Here is a 15,928-nt window from a genome sequence, read left to right on the forward strand (position 1 = left end):
GTCCACATCGTTCATCGTCATGCCCGTAGCGACCCGACCGCATCGAGCAGCTGGGCCAGGCCCGCCGACCGCTCGGTCAGGTGCAGGCGCAGCAGCGGGCGTTCGCGACCGGCCAGGGCTCGACGGTCGCCGGCGGCCTGCGCCGCCTGAAGTTCCCCGAATGAGTACGGCTTTCCGGGCACCGGCAGATCAACGTCGACCGTACCGGTCACCTGAAGAAAGCTACCCACCTGTGGACCGCCCTTGTGGTACTGCCCGGTGGAGTGCAGGTAGCGCGGGCCCCAACCGAAGGTGACCGACCGGCCGGTGACCTCGGCCAGCAGCGGACGCAGCCGGGCCGCGTCGGCGTCGGCGTGCCGGTCGAGGTACGCCGTCACCGCCAGGAAGCCCCCGTCGTCGAGCCCGCCCAGCAGGTGACGCAGCGCGCCGGCCAGGTCGCCCGGGGCGCCCGGGGGTGCGTACACCTCGATCGCGCCCTCGACCGACGACGGCGCCGGTGCCGGCGGCGGACCCTCGGCCAGGATCGCCGCGGTGTGTTCCTTGGACTCGGTCACGTTCGGCTGGTCGAACGGGTCGACCCCGAGCACGGTGGCGGCGACCGCGGTGGCGTACTCCCAGGCCAGGAACTGGGCACCGAGCGGGCCGTTGACCGCGACGTCGGGTGCCGTGCCGGCGCCGGGCACGGCACCGGCGGCGAGTGCGCCCCCGTAGCTGACGGTGAGCACATCGGTGCCGGTCAGCCCGGGGCTGTCCGGCGACTCGACCACCACCGGCAGGATGCCCTGGCCGCCCTTGCCGGTGGACTCGGCGAGCAACTGCTCCAGCCAGTCGCCGAGCCCTTCGACGCCGGTGCCGTCGGGCACCAGCGCGACCTTGTCCCGCCCGGCAGTGGCGGCCGCGGCGAGCGCGGCACCCAGCGCCAGGCCGGGATTGCCGTCCACCCGGTCCAGCGACGCCGCGAACGCCTCGGCCTGGTCGAGCAGGTCGGCCACCGGTACGCCGGCCAGTGCGCACGGGACCAGCCCGAACGCGGTCAGTGCCGAGAAGCGCCCGCCCACCTCGGGATCGGCCAGCACGGTGATCGCGCCCAACTCGGCCGCGACCGCCTCCAGCGGCGAACCCGGGTCGGTGACCACGACGAAGTGCCGCCCCGCCTCGGCCTCGGTCAGCCCGGCGTCCAGGAACGCCTGCCAGTAGGCGCGCCGGTGGCTGTCGGTCTCCACCGTCGTGCCGGACTTGCTGGCCAGGACGACCACCGTGCGCGCCAGCCGGTCGCCGAGGGCGGCGCGGACCTGCCCCGGATCGGTGGTGTCGAGCACGGTCAGCGGCCGACCGGTGGTGCGCGCGATGACCTCCGGCGCGAGCGACGAGCCGCCCATGCCGGCGAGCACCACGTGATCCAGGTCGGCCAGTTCCGTGGTCAGCTCGGCGAGCTGGGGGAGCAGCTCGCGACTGCGGCGGTGGGTGTCCACCCAGCCGAGCCCGGCGCGGGCGCCGGCCGCCGCCTCCGGGCCCCACAGCGTCGGGTCCTTGGCGGCCAGCCGGCCCGGTACGCCGGAGTCGACAAGTGCCTGCCGGGTGGACGCTGGCGCGCTGCCGTCGACGGCGAGCGCGCCGTACACCGCGAGACCGCCGGCGGCCTCGGCCGGTGCGGCCAGCAGCTCACCCACGCCGCCACCCCGTCACCGGGGCGGCGGCGTGGGGAACGCCGGGTCGTACCGTCACCCATTGCCTCCGGCCTTGGCCGCGGCCAGCGACTTGCGTACGCCGTCGGCGAGCTCGTTCCAGCTCGCCTCGAACTTCTCCACGCCCTCCCGCTCCAGCGTGTCGATCACGTCGGCCAGGTCCACGCCCACCGACAGCAGGTCGGCGAAGACCTGCCGGGCGTGGTCGTACGCGTCGGTGATGGTGTCCGGGCGGGTCTCGCCGTGGTCGGCGTAGGCGTGGATGACCGATTCCGGCATGGTGTTGACCGTGCCGGGGGCGATCAGCTCCTCGACGTAGATGACGTCCCGGTAGTCCGGGTTCTTCGTCGAGGTGGACGCCCACAGCGGCCGCTGCGGGTGCGCCCCGGCGTCGGCCAGGGCCTGCCAGCGGTCGGTGGAGAAGACCTCGCCGTAGCGCTCGTAGGCCAGCCGGGCGTTGGCGACGGCAGCCTTGCCGCGCAGCGCCTTGGCCGGCTCGGAGCCGATCTTCTCCAGCCTCTTGTCGACCTCGCTGTCGACCCGGGAGACGAAGAACGAGGCCACCGAGCCGATCTTCGACAGGTCGTGGCCGTTGGCCTTGGCCTGCTCCAGACCGGCGAGGAACGCCTCCATCACCTGCGAGTAGCGGTCCAGCCCGAAGATCAGCGTGACGTTGACGCTGATCCCCTCGGCCAGCGTGGCGGTGATCGCCGGCAGGCCGGCCTCGGTCGCCGGGATCTTGATGAACAGGTTCGGTCGGTCGACCAGCCACCACAGCGCCTTGGCCTCGGCGACGGTCCGCTCCGACTCGTGGGCCAGCCGCGGGTCCACCTCGATGGAGACCCGGCCGTCCACGCCCGCGCTGGCGTCGTACGAGGGGCGCATCACGTCGCAGGCCCACCGCACGTCGTACGTGGTGATCATGCGGACGGCCTCTTCGATGTCCACGCCCCGGACGGCCAGGTCACGCAGCTGCCAGTCGTACTCGTCGGCGTCGCTCAACGCCTTGGCGAAGATGGTCGGGTTGGTGGTCACCCCGACCACGTGCTTCTCCCGGCGCAGCTGGTCAAGCCCGCCAGAAGTCAGCCGTACCCGGGAAATGTCGTCGAGCCAGACCGCCACTCCCGCGGCGCTGAGCTCGCCCAGCCTGTCGGTGGTCATGTGCACCCACGCTCCCCTCAGTTGCCGGTGGTGAAACCGGTGATGTCACCGACCCGGGTCTGCGCCGCGTGCGCGGCGGCGACGATCCGGTCGGGGGTGAAGCCGAACTGCTCGAAGAGCACCGAGTGCGGGGCACTCGCTCCGTAGTGCTCCAGGCTGACGCTCTCGCCGCAGTCGCCGACGATCCCGTGCCAGGACATCGCGATGCCCGCCTCCACGCTCACCCGGGCCTTTACCCCGCGCGGCAGCACCGACTCCCGGTATACCTCGTCCTGCGCGAAGAACCACTCCTGGCAGGGCATCGAGACGACCCGGGTGGGGGTGCCGTCGGCCTCCAGCCGGTCCCGGGCGGTCAGGCAGAGCTGCACCTCCGAGCCGGTGCCGATGATGATCACCTGCGGCTTGCCGTTGGACGCCTCGGCCAGCACGTAGCCGCCCCGGGCGACGCCCTCGGCCCCGGCCAGCGTCGACCGGTCCAGGGTCGGCAGCGGCTGCCGGCTCAGCGCCAGCGCGGTCGGCCGGTCGGTGTGCTCCAGCGCCTGCCGCCAGGCCCACGCCGTCTCGTTGGCGTCGGCGGGGCGGACCACGTCCAGGCCGGGGATGGCCCGCAGCGCGGACAGGTGCTCCACCGGCTGGTGGGTCGGGCCGTCCTCGCCGAGGCCGATGGAGTCGTGCGTCCAGACGTAGACCACCGGCAGCTTCATCAGTGCGGCCAGCCGCACCGAGGGACGCATGTAGTCGCTGAACACCAGGAAGGTGCCGCCGTACGGGCGGGTGCCGCCGTGCAGGGCGATGCCGTTGAGGATCGCGCCCATGGCGTGCTCGCGGATGCCGAAGTGCAGCGTCCGGCCGTACTCGTGGCCGGGGAACTCCTTGGTGGCGTACTGGCTGGGGACGAAGGACGGCTCGCCCTTCATCGTGGTGTTGTTGCTCTCAGCCAGGTCCGCCGAGCCGCCCCACAGCTCCGGCAGCACCGGTGCGAGCGCGGCCAGCACCTTGCCGGAGGCGGCCCGGGTGGCGACGCCCTTGGCGTCGGCGGGGAACTCGGGCAGCGCGTCGGCCCAGCCCTCGGGCAGCGTCCGCCCGGCCAGCCGGTCGTACAGGGCGCGGCGCTCCGGGTTGGCGGCGGCCCAGGCGTCGAAGGCGGCCGTCCACTGCTGCTGCGCGGCCTCGCCACGGCCGAGCGCCTGCCGGGTGTGGCCGAGCACCTCCTCGGTGATCTCGAACGATCCGGCCGGGTCGAAGCCGAGGACCTGCTTGGTGGCGGCCACCTCGTCGGCGCCCAGGGCCGAGCCGTGGATCTTGCCGGTGTTCTGCTTGTTCGGCGCCGGCCAGCCGATGATGGTGCGCAGCGCGATGAACGACGGCCGGCCCGTCTCGGCCCGGGCGGCCAGCAGCGCCTGGTACAGCTCCGCCACGTTCTCGTGGTAGTCGCCCTGGTCGGCGTCGCCGCGCCGCCAGTCGACGGTCTGCACGTGCCAGCCGTACGCCGCGTAGCGGGCCGCCACGTCCTCGCTCTTGGCGATGCGGGTGTCGTCCTCGATCGAGATCTCGTTGTCGTCGTAGATCAGGCAGAGGTTGCCCAGCTGCTGGTGGCCGGCCAGGGCGCTGGCCTCGTGGCTGATGCCCTCCTCGATGTCGCCGTCCGAGACGATGCACCAGATGTCGTGGTCGAAGACCGATTCGCCGGGCTCGGTCTCCGGGTCGAACAGGCCGCGCTCGCGGCGCGCCGCCATCGCCATGCCGACGGCGTTGCCGAGGCCCTGCCCGAGCGGGCCGGTGGTGGTCTCCACGCCCGGGGTGTGCCTGTGCTCCGGGTGGCCCGGGGTGAGCGAGCCCCACTGGCGCAGCGACTTCAGGTCGTCCAGGCTCAGCGGGTAGCCGGTGAGGAAGAGCTGGATGTAGAGGCTCAGGCTGGAGTGGCCGGCGGACAGCACGAAGCGGTCCCGCCCAGGCCAGTGCGGATCGGCCGGGTTGTGCCGCATGACCCGGTTGAACAACAGGTACGCCGCGGGGGCGAGGCTCATCGCCGTGCCCGGGTGGCCGTTGCCGGATTTCTCCACGGCGTCCATGGCCAGCACGCGGACGGTGTCCACGGCACGGCGGTCGAGGTCGGACCAGTCAAGAGCGGGGTGCTCGGGTCGGTTGGCAGCCACGGTGGTTTGTGCTCCTCGGCGAGATGGGCGGAACCCTCACTGGTGACCCTATCGAGCGCTCCTAAACGTGCGCCCGAGGATCTCAGCATGCTGGTCTGTACGTTTCCGGCCGGCCCACCGGTTCAGCCGCTGGTGTGACGGCCCGCACCGTTGCCGGGTCGCCCGGGCAGCCAAAACGACAACGCGTAGTGTGTGTGGCGGTGTGTGGACCCGAGCCGGGTTCGGCCGCCCTGACCTCCCCTGCCGACGCCGGAAGGTGGCAATCCGTGAGCATGATCACCGAGCGCCCCGTCAGCGACCCTGCCGGGCAGACGCCGGTGCGCACGGCGGAGAAGGCCCCGGCCGGCTCTCGTGACCTGCGGGCGGTCGTGGCGGCGTACGTGTCGCTGACCAAGCCGCGGATCGTGGAGCTGCTGCTGGTCACCACGGTGCCGGCGATGATGCTCGCGCACGGCGGGATGCCGTCGCTGTGGCTGGTCGCGGTGGTGCTGGTCGGCGGCTCGCTCGCCGCCGGCGCGGCCAGCGTGCTCAACTGCTACATCGACCGCGACATCGACCAGCTCATGCGGCGGACGAAGCGGCGGCCACTGCCGGCGCACACCGTGACGCCGCGCAACGCCCTGATCTTCGGGCTGGTGCTGGCGGCGGTGTCGATCGCGCTGATGGCGGCCTTCACCAACCTGCTCGCCGCCGGGCTCACGCTGGCCGCGATCGTCTACTACGACCTGGTCTACACGCTGTGGCTCAAGCGCACCACGGCGGCGAACACCTTCTGGGGCGGTGCCTGCGGCGCCGCGCCGGTGCTGATCGGCTGGGCGGCGGTGACCGGCTCGCTGTCGCCGGTGGCCTGGGCGCTGTTCGGGGTGGTCTTCTTCTGGCAGATGCCGCACTTCTACCCGCTGGCCATGAAGTACAAGGACGACTACGCCCGGGCCGGCATTCCGATGCTGCCGGTGGTGGCCTCGGTGCGGCGGGTCAACGCCGAGATCGTGCTGTTCGCCTGGCTGACGGTGCTGACCTCGCTGGCGCCCTGGGCGCTCGGTCTGAGCCCGGTCTACGGCGTACCGACGCTGGTGGTGGGCGCGATCTTCCTGGTCGAGGCGCACAAGCTCGCCGGCCGGGCCAGCCGGGGCGAGGCGGTCAAGCCGATGCGGCTGTTCCACTGGTCGACCACGTACCTGACCATCGTCTTCGCCGCCGCCGCGCTGGACGCCCTGATCTGATCCGGAAGGGTTCCTTCCTGATCTTCGCCGGATAGATCGTGACGGAGGCGGTGTTGTCTGTTTTGTCGCCACATCTTCCGGCACGGTGGGACGGGTCTCAATCGATCAGCTAGATCCGGTTAGGGGCAATCTGCGGCGTCACATCGTCCTCCTTGATCCCGATAAAACCGGGCAAAAAACCTTTGCTCTTCCTTAAACCGGCAGGTAATCGGTATCACAAAACCTTCACGGTTCTCGCCCTACCGGGTTCCCGTCTGCTTAGGCTTCGCGTCATGGCAGATGGTTCCGATACGACGCTGACGGCTGATCAGGCCGCCTCCGCACCGGCCCCCAACGGGCTCGTCGCGGGTATCAAATCGTTCGCCGCCGGGCACGGCGGGGCGAAGGCGGTCATCGAGTACGTCGGCAAGCGCGGCGCACGCATCGTCCTGGTGGGTTCGGACGGCGCGTGGGGCGACCAGTTCGCGGAGGACACGGTCGTGGCCCGCGAGGCCTGCGCCAAGGCCGGAGTCGCCGTGGAGAACGCCTGGGAGCGGGAGCTGATGGACCAGATGCGCCCGAGCAACGACCTCTGGCGTTCGATGGCGCGCCGCACGATGGCCCGTTGAGATAGACACCGAGACAGATAAGTTGACCAACCACCACCTGACGACCCGGGGGGAACCCCGGGTCGCTCTCGTCACCTGCACCGAACTGGCCGACCTCGACCCGGACGACCGCCTCGTGCTGACCCCGCTCGCCGCCCGCGGCGTCCGCGTCGAGCCCGTCGTGTGGGACGACCCGGCGGTCGACTGGGCCGGGTACGACCTGGCCGTGCTCCGCTCGCCCTGGGACTACATGTCCCGGCGCGACGAGTTCGTCGCCTGGGCCGCCCGGGTACCCCGACTGGTCAACCCGGCCGACGTGGTGCGCTGGAACACCGACAAGCGCTACCTCGACGAGCTTTCCGCGGCCGGCGTGCCGACGGTGCCCACCGGCTGGGTGGTGCCCGGCGAGCCGTGGCAGCCGCCCGCCGACCGGGGCGAGTACGTCATCAAGCCCGCCGTCAGCGCGGGCAGCCAGGACACCGGCCGCTACGACCTGGCCGACCCGCTGCACCGGGAACTCGCCCTGGCCCACGTGCACCGGCTCGGTGCCGCCGGCCGGGTGACCATGGTCCAGCCGTACCTGACCGCGGTCGACACCGCCGGCGAGACCGCGCTGCTCTTCCTGGCCGGTCCGGAGGGCCTGGCCTTCAGCCACGCCATCCGCAAGGGGCCGCTGCTGACCGGCCCGGACGAGGGCGTCGAGGGGCTCTACAAGCCCGAGGAGATCACCGCTCGGACGGCCGAATCGGCAGAACTCGAGGTCGCGGAGAAGACGCTCGCGGCGGTGCCCGGTGGGTCGGGTCGGCTGCTCTACGCCCGGGTGGACCTGATTCCCGGCCCCGACGGCACGCCGGTACTGGTGGAGCTGGAGCTGACCGAGCCCTCGCTGTTCATCGGGTACGCCGACGGCGCCCCCGACCGCCTGGCCGACGCCGTCCTCACCCACCTCGCCCGCGCCTGACGGGCGGCCGCCCGTGCGGCGGGTGACTTCAGGCGTGGGCCGGGACGGGTTCCTCGGCCGGCGTGGCGGTCCCGGTCGGGGTCGCGTCGACCGGGCGGCGTTCGCGGGTCGACCAGAGCACCGACAGGGTGGCGAGCCAGACCAGGCAGGAGCCGAGCATGTGGGCGCCCACCAGCAGTACGGGCAGGTTGGTGAAGTACTGCACGAAGCCGATCACGCCCTGGGCCAGCTCGACCAGCAGCAGCGTGCGGGCGGCGCGGACGACGTGGGCCGGCGCGCCGATCGCCCGCAGGGCCAGCCACAGGCCCACGGTCAGGCCGACGAGCAGGAAGACCAGGTCGGCGTGCACCTGGGAGATCGTCTGGGGGTCCAGGCCGTTGCGGATCGCGTCGGCGTCGCCGGCGTGCGGTCCGCTGCCGGTCACCGCGACCCCGACGACGATCACCGCCGCGCTGGACACCACGGTGAGCCAGGTCAGGGTCCGCAGTGCGGGTGGCACCAGCGCGATCTTGGGGCCGTCCGGCTCGCGAACCCGGCGCCAGAGGGCGTACGCGACGAGGAGCAGCAGCATCGAGACCACGAAGTGGATGCCCACGATCGAGGGGTGCAGCTGGGTGCGTACGGTGATCCCGCCGATCACGGCCTGCGCCACGATGCCGAGGACGACGGCCAGCGCGAGCGGCACCACGCCGCGCCGGCGCGGCCGGTGGGCCAGCGCGGCCAGCAGGGTGGCACCCGCGATCAGCACCAGCACGAAGGTGAGCAGCCGGTTGCCGAACTCGATCACCCCGTGCACGCCCATCTCGGCGGTGGCGGTGTACGACTCGTCGGTGCACCGGGGCCAGGTCGGGCAGCCCAACCCGGAGGCGGTCAACCGGACCGCCCCGCCGGTGACGACGATCGCCGCGTTCGCGACGATGTTGGCGTACGCGAGGCGGCGTAGCAGAGTGGCGGAGACCGGGAATCGGACAGGTCGCTTCACGAAGCGAATCCTACGCACCGTAGTTGACCCCGATCGGGTGACTCCGCCCGCGCGGTGGTTCGGATCACCGGACCCCGCGTTTGCAGGCCCCTGGCGAATTACGTAACGTGGGTGTTGTGAAAAAGGCGGCAGGGCTCTCCGGGCACCAGCCGGCGGCTGACCTGGCCGCCGGTCGGTCGGTGCCGGCCGCGTCCGGCAATGTCGCCGACCTGTCGACCCGGGACCGGGTCACCCAGCTGCTGCTGGAGCGGCGTGCCGTCACCGCCGCCCAACTGGGCGACGCGCTGGGGCTCAGCCCGGCGGCGATCCGCCGGCACCTCGACGCGATGCTCGCTGACGGTGACGTGGTCGCCCGTGAGCAGACCGTACGCGGTCACCGGGGGCGGGGTCGCCCGGCCAAGGTGTTCCTGCTGACCGACGCCGCCCGCAGCCGGTGTGGCGCACACCACTACGACAACATGGCCACCGCCGCGCTGCGCTGGATCGCCCGCACCGGTGGCTCGCAGGCGGTGGAGCGGTTCGCCGCCGAGCAGGTGGCTGCCCTGGAGGCCCGCTGCCAGGCGGCTCTGGCCGACGCCGGCGACGATCCGATGGCCCGCGCGGAGGCACTCGCTGCCGCGCTGACCGCCGAGGGATACGCTGCCAGTGCGTCCACGATCGCTTCCGGCGGCCAGCTCTGCCAGCACCACTGCCCGGTGGCGCACGTGGCCGCCGAGTTCCCCCAGCTGTGCGAGGCCGAGACCACGGTGATCTCCCGCCTGGTCGGCACTCACGTGCAGCGCCTGGCCACCATCGCGCACGGCGACGGGGTGTGCACCACGCACATCCCGGCTCAGCCGCCTGCCCAGTCCGGTAAGACCGTCACCACTGTGAGGACAGATAGATGACCGAGCAGATCGTCCAGCCCCTGACCCAGGAGGAGCAGCTCGCCGCCCTGGGCAACTACGAGTACGGCTGGGCCGACCCGGACGTCGCCGGGGCCGCCGCCCAGCGCGGCCTCAGCGAGGCGGTGGTGCGGGACATCTCGGCCAAGAAGAACGAGCCCGCCTGGATGCTCGACCTGCGGCTGAAGGGCCTGCGGCTGTTCGGTCGCAAGCCGATGCCGGCCTGGGGCGCCGACCTCACCGGGATCGACTTCGACAACATCAAGTACTTCGTGCGCTCCACCGAGAAGCAGGCCGCCAGCTGGGAGGACCTGCCCGAGGACATCAAGAACACCTACGACAAGCTGGGCATCCCGGAGGCGGAGAAGCAGCGGCTGGTCGCCGGTGTCGCGGCCCAGTACGAGTCCGAGGTGGTCTACCACAAGATCCGTGAGGACCTGGAGGAGCAGGGTGTCCTCTTCCTGGACACCGACACCGCCCTCAAGGAGCACGAGGACGTCTTCAAGGAGTACTTCGGCACGGTGATCCCGGTCGGCGACAACAAGTTCGCCGCGCTGAACACCTCCGTGTGGTCCGGTGGCTCGTTCATCTACGTGCCGAAGGGCGTGCACGTGGAGATCCCGCTGCAGGCGTACTTCCGGATCAACACCGAGAACATGGGCCAGTTCGAGCGGACGCTGATCATCGTCGACGAGGGTGCGTACGTGCACTACGTCGAGGGCTGCACCGCGCCCATCTACTCCTCGGACTCGTTGCACAGCGCCGTGGTGGAGATCATCGTCAAGAAGAACGCCCGGTGCCGCTACACGACCATCCAGAACTGGTCGAACAACGTCTACAACCTGGTCACCAAGCGCGCGGTCTGCCACGAGGGCGCGACCATGGAGTGGATCGACGGCAACATCGGCTCCAAGGTGACCATGAAGTACCCGGCGGTCTACATGACCGGCGAGCACGCCAAGGGCGAGGTGCTCTCGGTGGCCATGGCCGGCGAGGGCCAGCACCAGGACGCCGGCGCCAAGATGGTGCACGCCGCGCCGCACACCAGCAGCACCATCGTGTCGAAGTCGATCGCCCGGGGCGGCGGCCGGACCTCGTACCGGGGCCTGGTGCAGGTGCTGGAGGGCTCGCACAGCAGCGCCAGCACGGTCAAGTGCGACGCCCTGCTGGTCGACACCATCTCCCGCTCCGACACCTACCCGTACGTCGACATCCGTGAGGACGACGTGTCGATGGGGCACGAGGCCACCGTCTCCAAGGTGAGCGAGGACCAGCTCTTCTACCTGATGAGCCGGGGCCTGAGCGAGGACGAGGCGATGGCGATGATCGTGCGTGGCTTCATCGAGCCGATCGCCAAGGAACTGCCGATGGAGTACGCCCTGGAGCTCAACCGCCTGATCGAGCTGCAGATGGAGGGCGCGGTCGGCTGACCCCGCCCGGCGGGCCGGCCCGCGCCGGCCCGCCACCCGAGCACCAGAACGCCGTCGCAAAACAGACCAAGGACGAGATGACTACCCAGGCTTCCGCGCCGCCGACCACCAAGTCGCAGGCGCTGCGCTCGTACGACGTCGCCGACTTCCCGGCCCTCACCGGCCTGGAGGAGGAGTGGCGCTTCACCCCGCTCAAGCGGCTGCGCGGGCTGGTCGGTGCCGACCGGACCGCCACCGGCACGGTCCGGCACGAGTACGCCGACCTGCCCGAGGGCGTGACCGTCGAGCGGATCGGCACCGACGACCCCCGGCTGGGCAGCGTGCTCACCCCGGTCGACCGGGTCAGCGCGCTGGCCTACAGCGGGACCGGGCAGGCCCTGCTGGTGCGGGTGGCGCAGGACGCCGTGGTGAGTGGCCCGACCATCCTGCGGGCGATCGGCGAAGGCAGCGAGGGCCTGGCCTTCGGGCACACCTTCGTCGAGGTGGGCCGGTTCGCCGAGGTGATCATCGTGCTGGAGCACGTCGGGTCGGTGACCCTCGCGGACAACGTCGAGGTGTCGGTGGGTGACGGGGCGAAGCTGACCCTGGTCACCGTCGCCGACTGGGCCGACGACGCGGTGCAGGCGCAGCACCTGAAGGTGAAGCTGGGCCGCGACGCGCGGGTGCAGCACGTCCAGGTCACCCTCGGTGGCGACCTGGTCCGGCAGTACACCACCGTCGAGTACACCGACCGGGGCGGCGAGGCCGAGCTGTACGGCGTCTACTTCGCCGACTCCGGCCAGCACCTCGAGCACCGCCAGCTGGTCGACCACACCGTGCCGGACTGCCGCAGCTACGTCGGCTACCGCGGCGCGTTGCAGGGGGAGAGTGCCCACACGGTCTGGGTCGGCGACGTGCTGATCCGCGCCGAGGCGACCGGCACCGACACGTACGAGATCAACCGGAACCTGCTGCTCACCGACGGCGGGCGGGCCGACTCCGTACCGAACCTGGAGATCGAGACCGGCGAGATCGCCGGTGCCGGCCACGCGAGCGCCACCGGCCGCTTCGACGACGAGCAGCTCTTCTACCTGATGGCCCGGGGCATCCCGGAGGCCGAGGCGCGCCGGCTGGTGGTCCGTGGCTTCTTCGCCGAGCTGCTGAACAAGATCCCGGTCGAGGAGCTGCGCGATCGGCTCGGCGAGGCGATCGAGGCCCGGCTCACCAAGGCCGGCGCCTGATGATCCGCATCTGCGCCGTCGAGGACGTGCCGAAGGGCACCGCGATCAGCGCCGACGTGGACGGCACCCAGATCGCCCTCGTGCATGGCGAGGACGAGCAGTTCTACGCCGTGCACGACGAGTGCTCGCACGCGGCCGTCGCGCTGTCCGAGGGCGAGGTCGAGGGCTGCACGCTGGAGTGCTGGCTGCACGGTTCCCGATTCGACCTGCGTACCGGTGCGCCGACCGGGCTGCCCGCGACCGAACCCGTACCCGTCTACCCCGTCGAAGTCCGCGACGGCGACATCTACGTCAGTCTGACGCCGAGCAATGGAGTGACCCGATAATGAGCACCCTGGAGATCCGTGACCTGCAGGTGTCGGTCAAGCTGCCCGAGGGTGAGCTCAAGCCGATCCTGGCCGGTGTCGACCTGATTGTGAAGTCCGGGGAGACCCACGCCATCATGGGCCCGAACGGCTCCGGCAAGTCGACTCTGGCGTACTCGATCGCCGGCCACCCGAAGTACGAGATCACCGGCGGTTCGGTGACCCTGGACGGCGTGGACGTGCTGGAGATGTCCGTCGACGAGCGGGCTCGGGCCGGCCTCTTCCTGGCCATGCAGTACCCGGTCGAGGTGCCCGGCGTGTCGGTGGCGAACTTCCTGCGTACCGCCAAGACCGCGATCGACGGCGAGGCGCCGAAGCTGCGCACCTGGGGCGGCGAGCTGCGCGGTGCCATGGAGCGCCTGCACATGGACCCGGCCTTCGCCCAGCGCAACGTCAACGAGGGCTTCTCCGGCGGTGAGAAGAAGCGGCACGAGATCGTGCAGCTGGAGCTGCTCAAGCCGAAGATGGCCATCCTCGACGAGACCGACTCCGGCCTCGACGTGGACGCGCTGCGCGTGGTCAGCGAGGGCGTGAACCGGGTGCGCGACACCGGCGACACCGGCCTGCTGCTGATCACCCACTACACCCGGATCCTGCGCTACATCAAGCCGGACTTCGTGCACGTCTTCGTGGCTGGCCGGATCGTCGAGCAGGGCGGCCCGGAGCTGGCCGACAAGCTCGAGGAAGAGGGCTACGAGCGGTACGTGGCCGGGGCCGGCTCGGCGCGGGCCTGATCCGAAGGAAGGGCCGGTCACGACGATGACCACCATCGCGATCCCGCCGGGGATGCCGCAGTACGACGACGTGCCCCGCTACGACGTGGCGGCGGTACGCGCCGACTTCCCGATCCTCGGTCGGGAGGTCAACGGGCATTCGCTGGTCTACCTCGACAGCGCCAACACCTCGCACAAGCCGCGCCAGGTGCTGGACGTGCTGCGCGAGCACTACGAGCGGCACAACGCCAACGTGTCCCGGTCGGTGCACACGCTGGGCACCGAGGCCACCGAGGCGTACGAGGGGGCCCGGGCGAAGGTCGCCGCGTTCGTCAACGCGCCGAGCGTCGACGAGGTGGTGTTCACCAAGAACTCCACCGAGGCGATCAACATCGTGGCGTACGCCTTCTCCAACGCCTCGCTGCGACCCGACGCCTCTGCGCTGTCTGCTCCGTCCCGGGGACGCGGGACGGACGATCGGTTCCGGCTCGGGCCGGGCGACGAGGTGGTGATCTCCGAGATGGAGCACCACTCGAACATCGTCCCGTGGCAGTTGCTCTGCGAGCGCACCGGCGCGACGCTGCGCTGGTTCCCGGTCACCGACAACGGCCGGCTGGACGAGTCGGGCCTGACCGACCTGGTCAACGAGCGGACGAAGATCGTCTCGCTGGTGCACATGTCCAACATCCTCGGCACGGTCAACGCCACCTCGCGGATCACCGCGCGGGTCCGCGAGGTGGGGGCGCTGCTGCTGCTCGACTGCTCGCAGTCGGTGCCGCACATGCCGATCGACGTGGTCGACCTGGACGCGGACTTCATCGTCTTCACCGGGCACAAGATGTGCGGCCCGACCGGCATCGGGGTGCTCTGGGGGCGCTCGGAGCTGCTCGCGGCGATGCCGCCGGTGTTCGGCGGCGGCTCGATGATCGAGACGGTGGCGATGGGCGGCTCGACGTACGCCGCGCCGCCGGCCCGGTTCGAGGCGGGCACCCCGCCGATCGCCGAGGCGGTCGCGCTCGGCGCGGCGGTGGACTACCTCACCGGCATCGGCATGCGGGCGATCCAGTGGCACGAGAAGCAACTGACCGCGTACGCGCTGGACGCCCTGGCCACCGTGCCGGGCCTGCGGATCTTCGGCCCGGAGGTGCCGGTCGGCCGGGGCGGCACCATCTCCTTCGCCCTGGGCGACGTGCACCCGCATGACGTCGGGCAGGTGCTCGACTCGCTCGGTGTGCAGGTGCGGGTGGGCCACCACTGCGCCCGGCCGGTCTGCACCCGGTTCGGGGTGCCGGCGACGACCCGGGCCTCGTTCTACCTCTACACCACCACCGAGGAGATCGACGCCCTGGTGGCCGGGCTGGAGCAGGTGTGGAAGGTGTTCCGATGAGCCGGGCGACGCCGGAGCCCGGCGAGTCGACGGGAGTTCAGCCTGATGCAGCTTGAGTCTCTTTACCAGGAGATCATCCTGGACCACTACAAGCACCCGCACGGCCGCGGCCTCCGCGACGCCGCCGACCCGGCGGACCAGGTCGGCGAGGCGCACCACGTCAACCCGACCTGCGGCGACGAGGTGACCATCCGGGTGGCCACCGACGGCGAGCTGCTGCACGACGTGTCGTACGACGGGATGGGCTGCTCGATCAGCCAGGCGTCGGCGAGCGTGCTGCACGAACTGCTGGTCGGCCGGGGCGCGGTCGAGGCGTTCGAGGTGCATGAGGCGTTCGTGGCGCTGATGTCCGGTCGTGGCCAGGTCACGCCGGACGAGGACGTGCTCGGCGACGGGGTGGCGTTCGAGGGAGTCGCCCGCTATCCCGCCCGGGTCAAGTGCGCGCTGTTGCCGTGGATGGCCTTCAAGGACGCCGCGGCACGCGCCGGTGTGGGCGCGAGCCCGACAGAGGTGAAGGCATGAGCGAGCGTCAGCGAGCGAATCATCGACACGGTGTGCTGGTGCCTCATGCCGGCGCCCAGCGAAGCGAGGTGAGGGCATGAGTGAAAACATCGCCACCGAGGCGAACTCGGCGGCTGGCGAGGGCACGGTGACCGGTCCGGCGGCCACGGAGGGTGCCGTCGCCGACGGCACCACGCCCGCGGCCGGCGGCTCGGCCGACGGCGCCGCCGGCGGCTCGGCCGACGGCGGCAAGGCCGCCGTCGCCGACATTGAGGAGGCGATGAAGGACGTCGTCGACCCGGAGTTGGGCATCAACGTGGTCGACCTCGGCCTGCTGTACGGCGTCCACGTCGACGACCAGAACGTGGCCACCCTGGACATGACGCTGACCTCGGCGGCGTGCCCGCTGACCGACGTGATCGAGGACCAGACCCGCCAGGCGCTGACCACCGGGCCCGGCGGCGGGCTGGTCAACGAGATCCGGATCAACTGGGTCTGGCTGCCGCCGTGGGGGCCCGACAAGATTACTGACGAGGGCCGGGATCAGCTCCGCTCCCTCGGCTTCAACGTCTGACCGACGCCGTCACCCGTCGAGCGCGGCGCCCTTTGGGGCGCCGCGCTCGACGCATCTCCACCCCGCGTACCCGGCGTGCCCCGCGCTGCGGACCTCGCG

At 71.2% G+C, this 15,928-nt stretch carries 15 protein-coding genes; 11 read left to right on the plus strand and 4 right to left on the minus strand.

Annotated elements, in window-relative coordinates; translation table 11 throughout:
- Positions 1 to 17 precede the first annotated feature (17 nt).
- From C1I95_RS06840 to tkt, 3 genes are read right to left on the minus strand one after another with little or no spacing between them, the layout of a single operon-like run.
- Positions 18 to 1,670, minus strand: a complete 1,653-nt coding sequence (locus C1I95_RS06840; RefSeq protein WP_111212918.1) for a phosphoglucose isomerase-related protein — start codon at positions 1,668 to 1,670, stop codon at positions 18 to 20.
- A 51-nt stretch (positions 1,671 to 1,721) separates the two neighbouring features.
- Complete coding sequence (gene tal, locus C1I95_RS06845; protein WP_111212919.1) at positions 1,722 to 2,846, minus strand: transaldolase; 1,125 nt, start codon at positions 2,844 to 2,846, stop codon at positions 1,722 to 1,724.
- 17 nt (positions 2,847 to 2,863) lie between these two features.
- Positions 2,864 to 5,002 carry a transketolase gene (tkt, locus tag C1I95_RS06850; RefSeq protein WP_111212920.1) on the minus strand — a complete coding sequence of 713 codons (2,139 nt, stop codon included), beginning with the start codon at positions 5,000 to 5,002 and terminating at the stop codon, positions 2,864 to 2,866.
- Positions 5,003 to 5,268: 266 nt separating this feature from the next.
- Here tkt and C1I95_RS06855 point away from each other — a divergent pair, with 266 nt between their 5' ends.
- From C1I95_RS06855 to C1I95_RS06865, 3 genes are all read left to right on the plus strand, one after another.
- Entirely contained in the window at positions 5,269 to 6,225 is a 957-nt protein-coding gene (locus C1I95_RS06855; RefSeq protein WP_111212921.1) for a heme o synthase, read from the plus strand.
- A gap of 272 nt (positions 6,226 to 6,497) precedes the next feature.
- Entirely contained in the window at positions 6,498 to 6,833 is a 336-nt protein-coding gene (locus tag C1I95_RS06860) for a hypothetical protein (protein WP_111212922.1), read from the plus strand.
- Between the two features lie 22 nt (positions 6,834 to 6,855).
- Positions 6,856 to 7,773: an ATP-grasp domain-containing protein gene (locus tag C1I95_RS06865; RefSeq protein ID WP_111212923.1), complete on the plus strand. Its 918-nt coding sequence runs from the start codon at positions 6,856 to 6,858 to the stop codon at positions 7,771 to 7,773.
- A gap of 28 nt (positions 7,774 to 7,801) precedes the next feature.
- Here C1I95_RS06865 and C1I95_RS06870 read toward each other — a convergent pair whose 3' ends face one another.
- Complete coding sequence (locus C1I95_RS06870) at positions 7,802 to 8,773, minus strand: COX15/CtaA family protein (protein ID WP_438941289.1); 972 nt, start codon at positions 8,771 to 8,773, stop codon at positions 7,802 to 7,804.
- A 98-nt stretch (positions 8,774 to 8,871) separates the two neighbouring features.
- On the opposite strand from C1I95_RS06870, the gene C1I95_RS06875 reads away from it, so the two are divergent.
- From C1I95_RS06875 to C1I95_RS06910, 8 genes are all read left to right on the plus strand, one after another.
- Positions 8,872 to 9,642, plus strand: a complete 771-nt coding sequence (locus C1I95_RS06875) for a helix-turn-helix transcriptional regulator (protein WP_111212925.1) — start codon at positions 8,872 to 8,874, stop codon at positions 9,640 to 9,642.
- On the plus strand, positions 9,639 to 11,069 hold the full coding sequence (gene sufB / locus C1I95_RS06880) for a Fe-S cluster assembly protein SufB (RefSeq protein ID WP_111212926.1): 1,431 nt from the start codon (positions 9,639 to 9,641) through the stop codon (positions 11,067 to 11,069). The genes C1I95_RS06875 and sufB overlap by 4 nt, the downstream gene beginning before the upstream one ends.
- A 77-nt stretch (positions 11,070 to 11,146) precedes the next feature.
- Entirely contained in the window at positions 11,147 to 12,289 is a 1,143-nt protein-coding gene (gene sufD, locus C1I95_RS06885; RefSeq protein ID WP_111212927.1) for a Fe-S cluster assembly protein SufD, read from the plus strand.
- Positions 12,289 to 12,615: a non-heme iron oxygenase ferredoxin subunit gene (locus C1I95_RS06890; RefSeq protein WP_111212928.1), complete on the plus strand. Its 327-nt coding sequence runs from the start codon at positions 12,289 to 12,291 to the stop codon at positions 12,613 to 12,615. Before sufD ends, C1I95_RS06890 begins: the two co-directional genes overlap by 1 nt.
- The gene (gene sufC, locus C1I95_RS06895; protein ID WP_111212929.1) at positions 12,615 to 13,388 is read left to right on the plus strand and encodes a Fe-S cluster assembly ATPase SufC; all 774 of its coding nucleotides are present in this window, start codon (positions 12,615 to 12,617) and stop codon (positions 13,386 to 13,388) included. The genes C1I95_RS06890 and sufC overlap by 1 nt, the downstream gene beginning before the upstream one ends.
- Before the next feature lie 25 nt (positions 13,389 to 13,413).
- Positions 13,414 to 14,754, plus strand: a complete 1,341-nt coding sequence (locus tag C1I95_RS06900) for a cysteine desulfurase (protein WP_111212930.1) — start codon at positions 13,414 to 13,416, stop codon at positions 14,752 to 14,754.
- Between the two features lie 45 nt (positions 14,755 to 14,799).
- On the plus strand, positions 14,800 to 15,276 hold the full coding sequence (sufU, locus tag C1I95_RS06905; protein WP_111212931.1) for a Fe-S cluster assembly sulfur transfer protein SufU: 477 nt from the start codon (positions 14,800 to 14,802) through the stop codon (positions 15,274 to 15,276).
- A 76-nt stretch (positions 15,277 to 15,352) separates the two neighbouring features.
- Positions 15,353 to 15,829, plus strand: a complete 477-nt coding sequence (locus C1I95_RS06910) for a metal-sulfur cluster assembly factor (protein WP_111212932.1) — start codon at positions 15,353 to 15,355, stop codon at positions 15,827 to 15,829.
- Positions 15,830 to 15,928: the final 99 nt, after the last annotated feature.

Origin of the sequence: Micromonospora craterilacus (assembly GCF_003236315.1) — a bacterium.
Lineage (GTDB): Bacteria > Actinomycetota > Actinomycetes > Mycobacteriales > Micromonosporaceae > Micromonospora > Micromonospora craterilacus.

What these genes read in the sequence shown, in the direction of transcription:
- tal (WP_111212919.1), bottom strand. Translation starts at nt 2,846, where the DNA reads ATGACCACCGACAGGCTGGGCGAGCTCAGCGCCGCGGGAGTGGCGGTC.
- C1I95_RS06860 (WP_111212922.1), top strand. Translation starts at nt 6,498, where the DNA reads ATGGCAGATGGTTCCGATACGACGCTGACGGCTGATCAGGCCGCCTCC.
- sufB (WP_111212926.1), top strand. Translation starts at nt 9,639, where the DNA reads ATGACCGAGCAGATCGTCCAGCCCCTGACCCAGGAGGAGCAGCTCGCC.
- sufD (WP_111212927.1), top strand. Translation starts at nt 11,147, where the DNA reads ATGACTACCCAGGCTTCCGCGCCGCCGACCACCAAGTCGCAGGCGCTG.
- C1I95_RS06890 (WP_111212928.1), top strand. Translation starts at nt 12,289, where the DNA reads ATGATCCGCATCTGCGCCGTCGAGGACGTGCCGAAGGGCACCGCGATC.
- sufC (WP_111212929.1), top strand. Translation starts at nt 12,615, where the DNA reads ATGAGCACCCTGGAGATCCGTGACCTGCAGGTGTCGGTCAAGCTGCCC.
- C1I95_RS06900 (WP_111212930.1), top strand. Translation starts at nt 13,414, where the DNA reads ATGACCACCATCGCGATCCCGCCGGGGATGCCGCAGTACGACGACGTG.
- sufU (WP_111212931.1), top strand. Translation starts at nt 14,800, where the DNA reads ATGCAGCTTGAGTCTCTTTACCAGGAGATCATCCTGGACCACTACAAG.
- C1I95_RS06910 (WP_111212932.1), top strand. Translation starts at nt 15,353, where the DNA reads ATGAGTGAAAACATCGCCACCGAGGCGAACTCGGCGGCTGGCGAGGGC.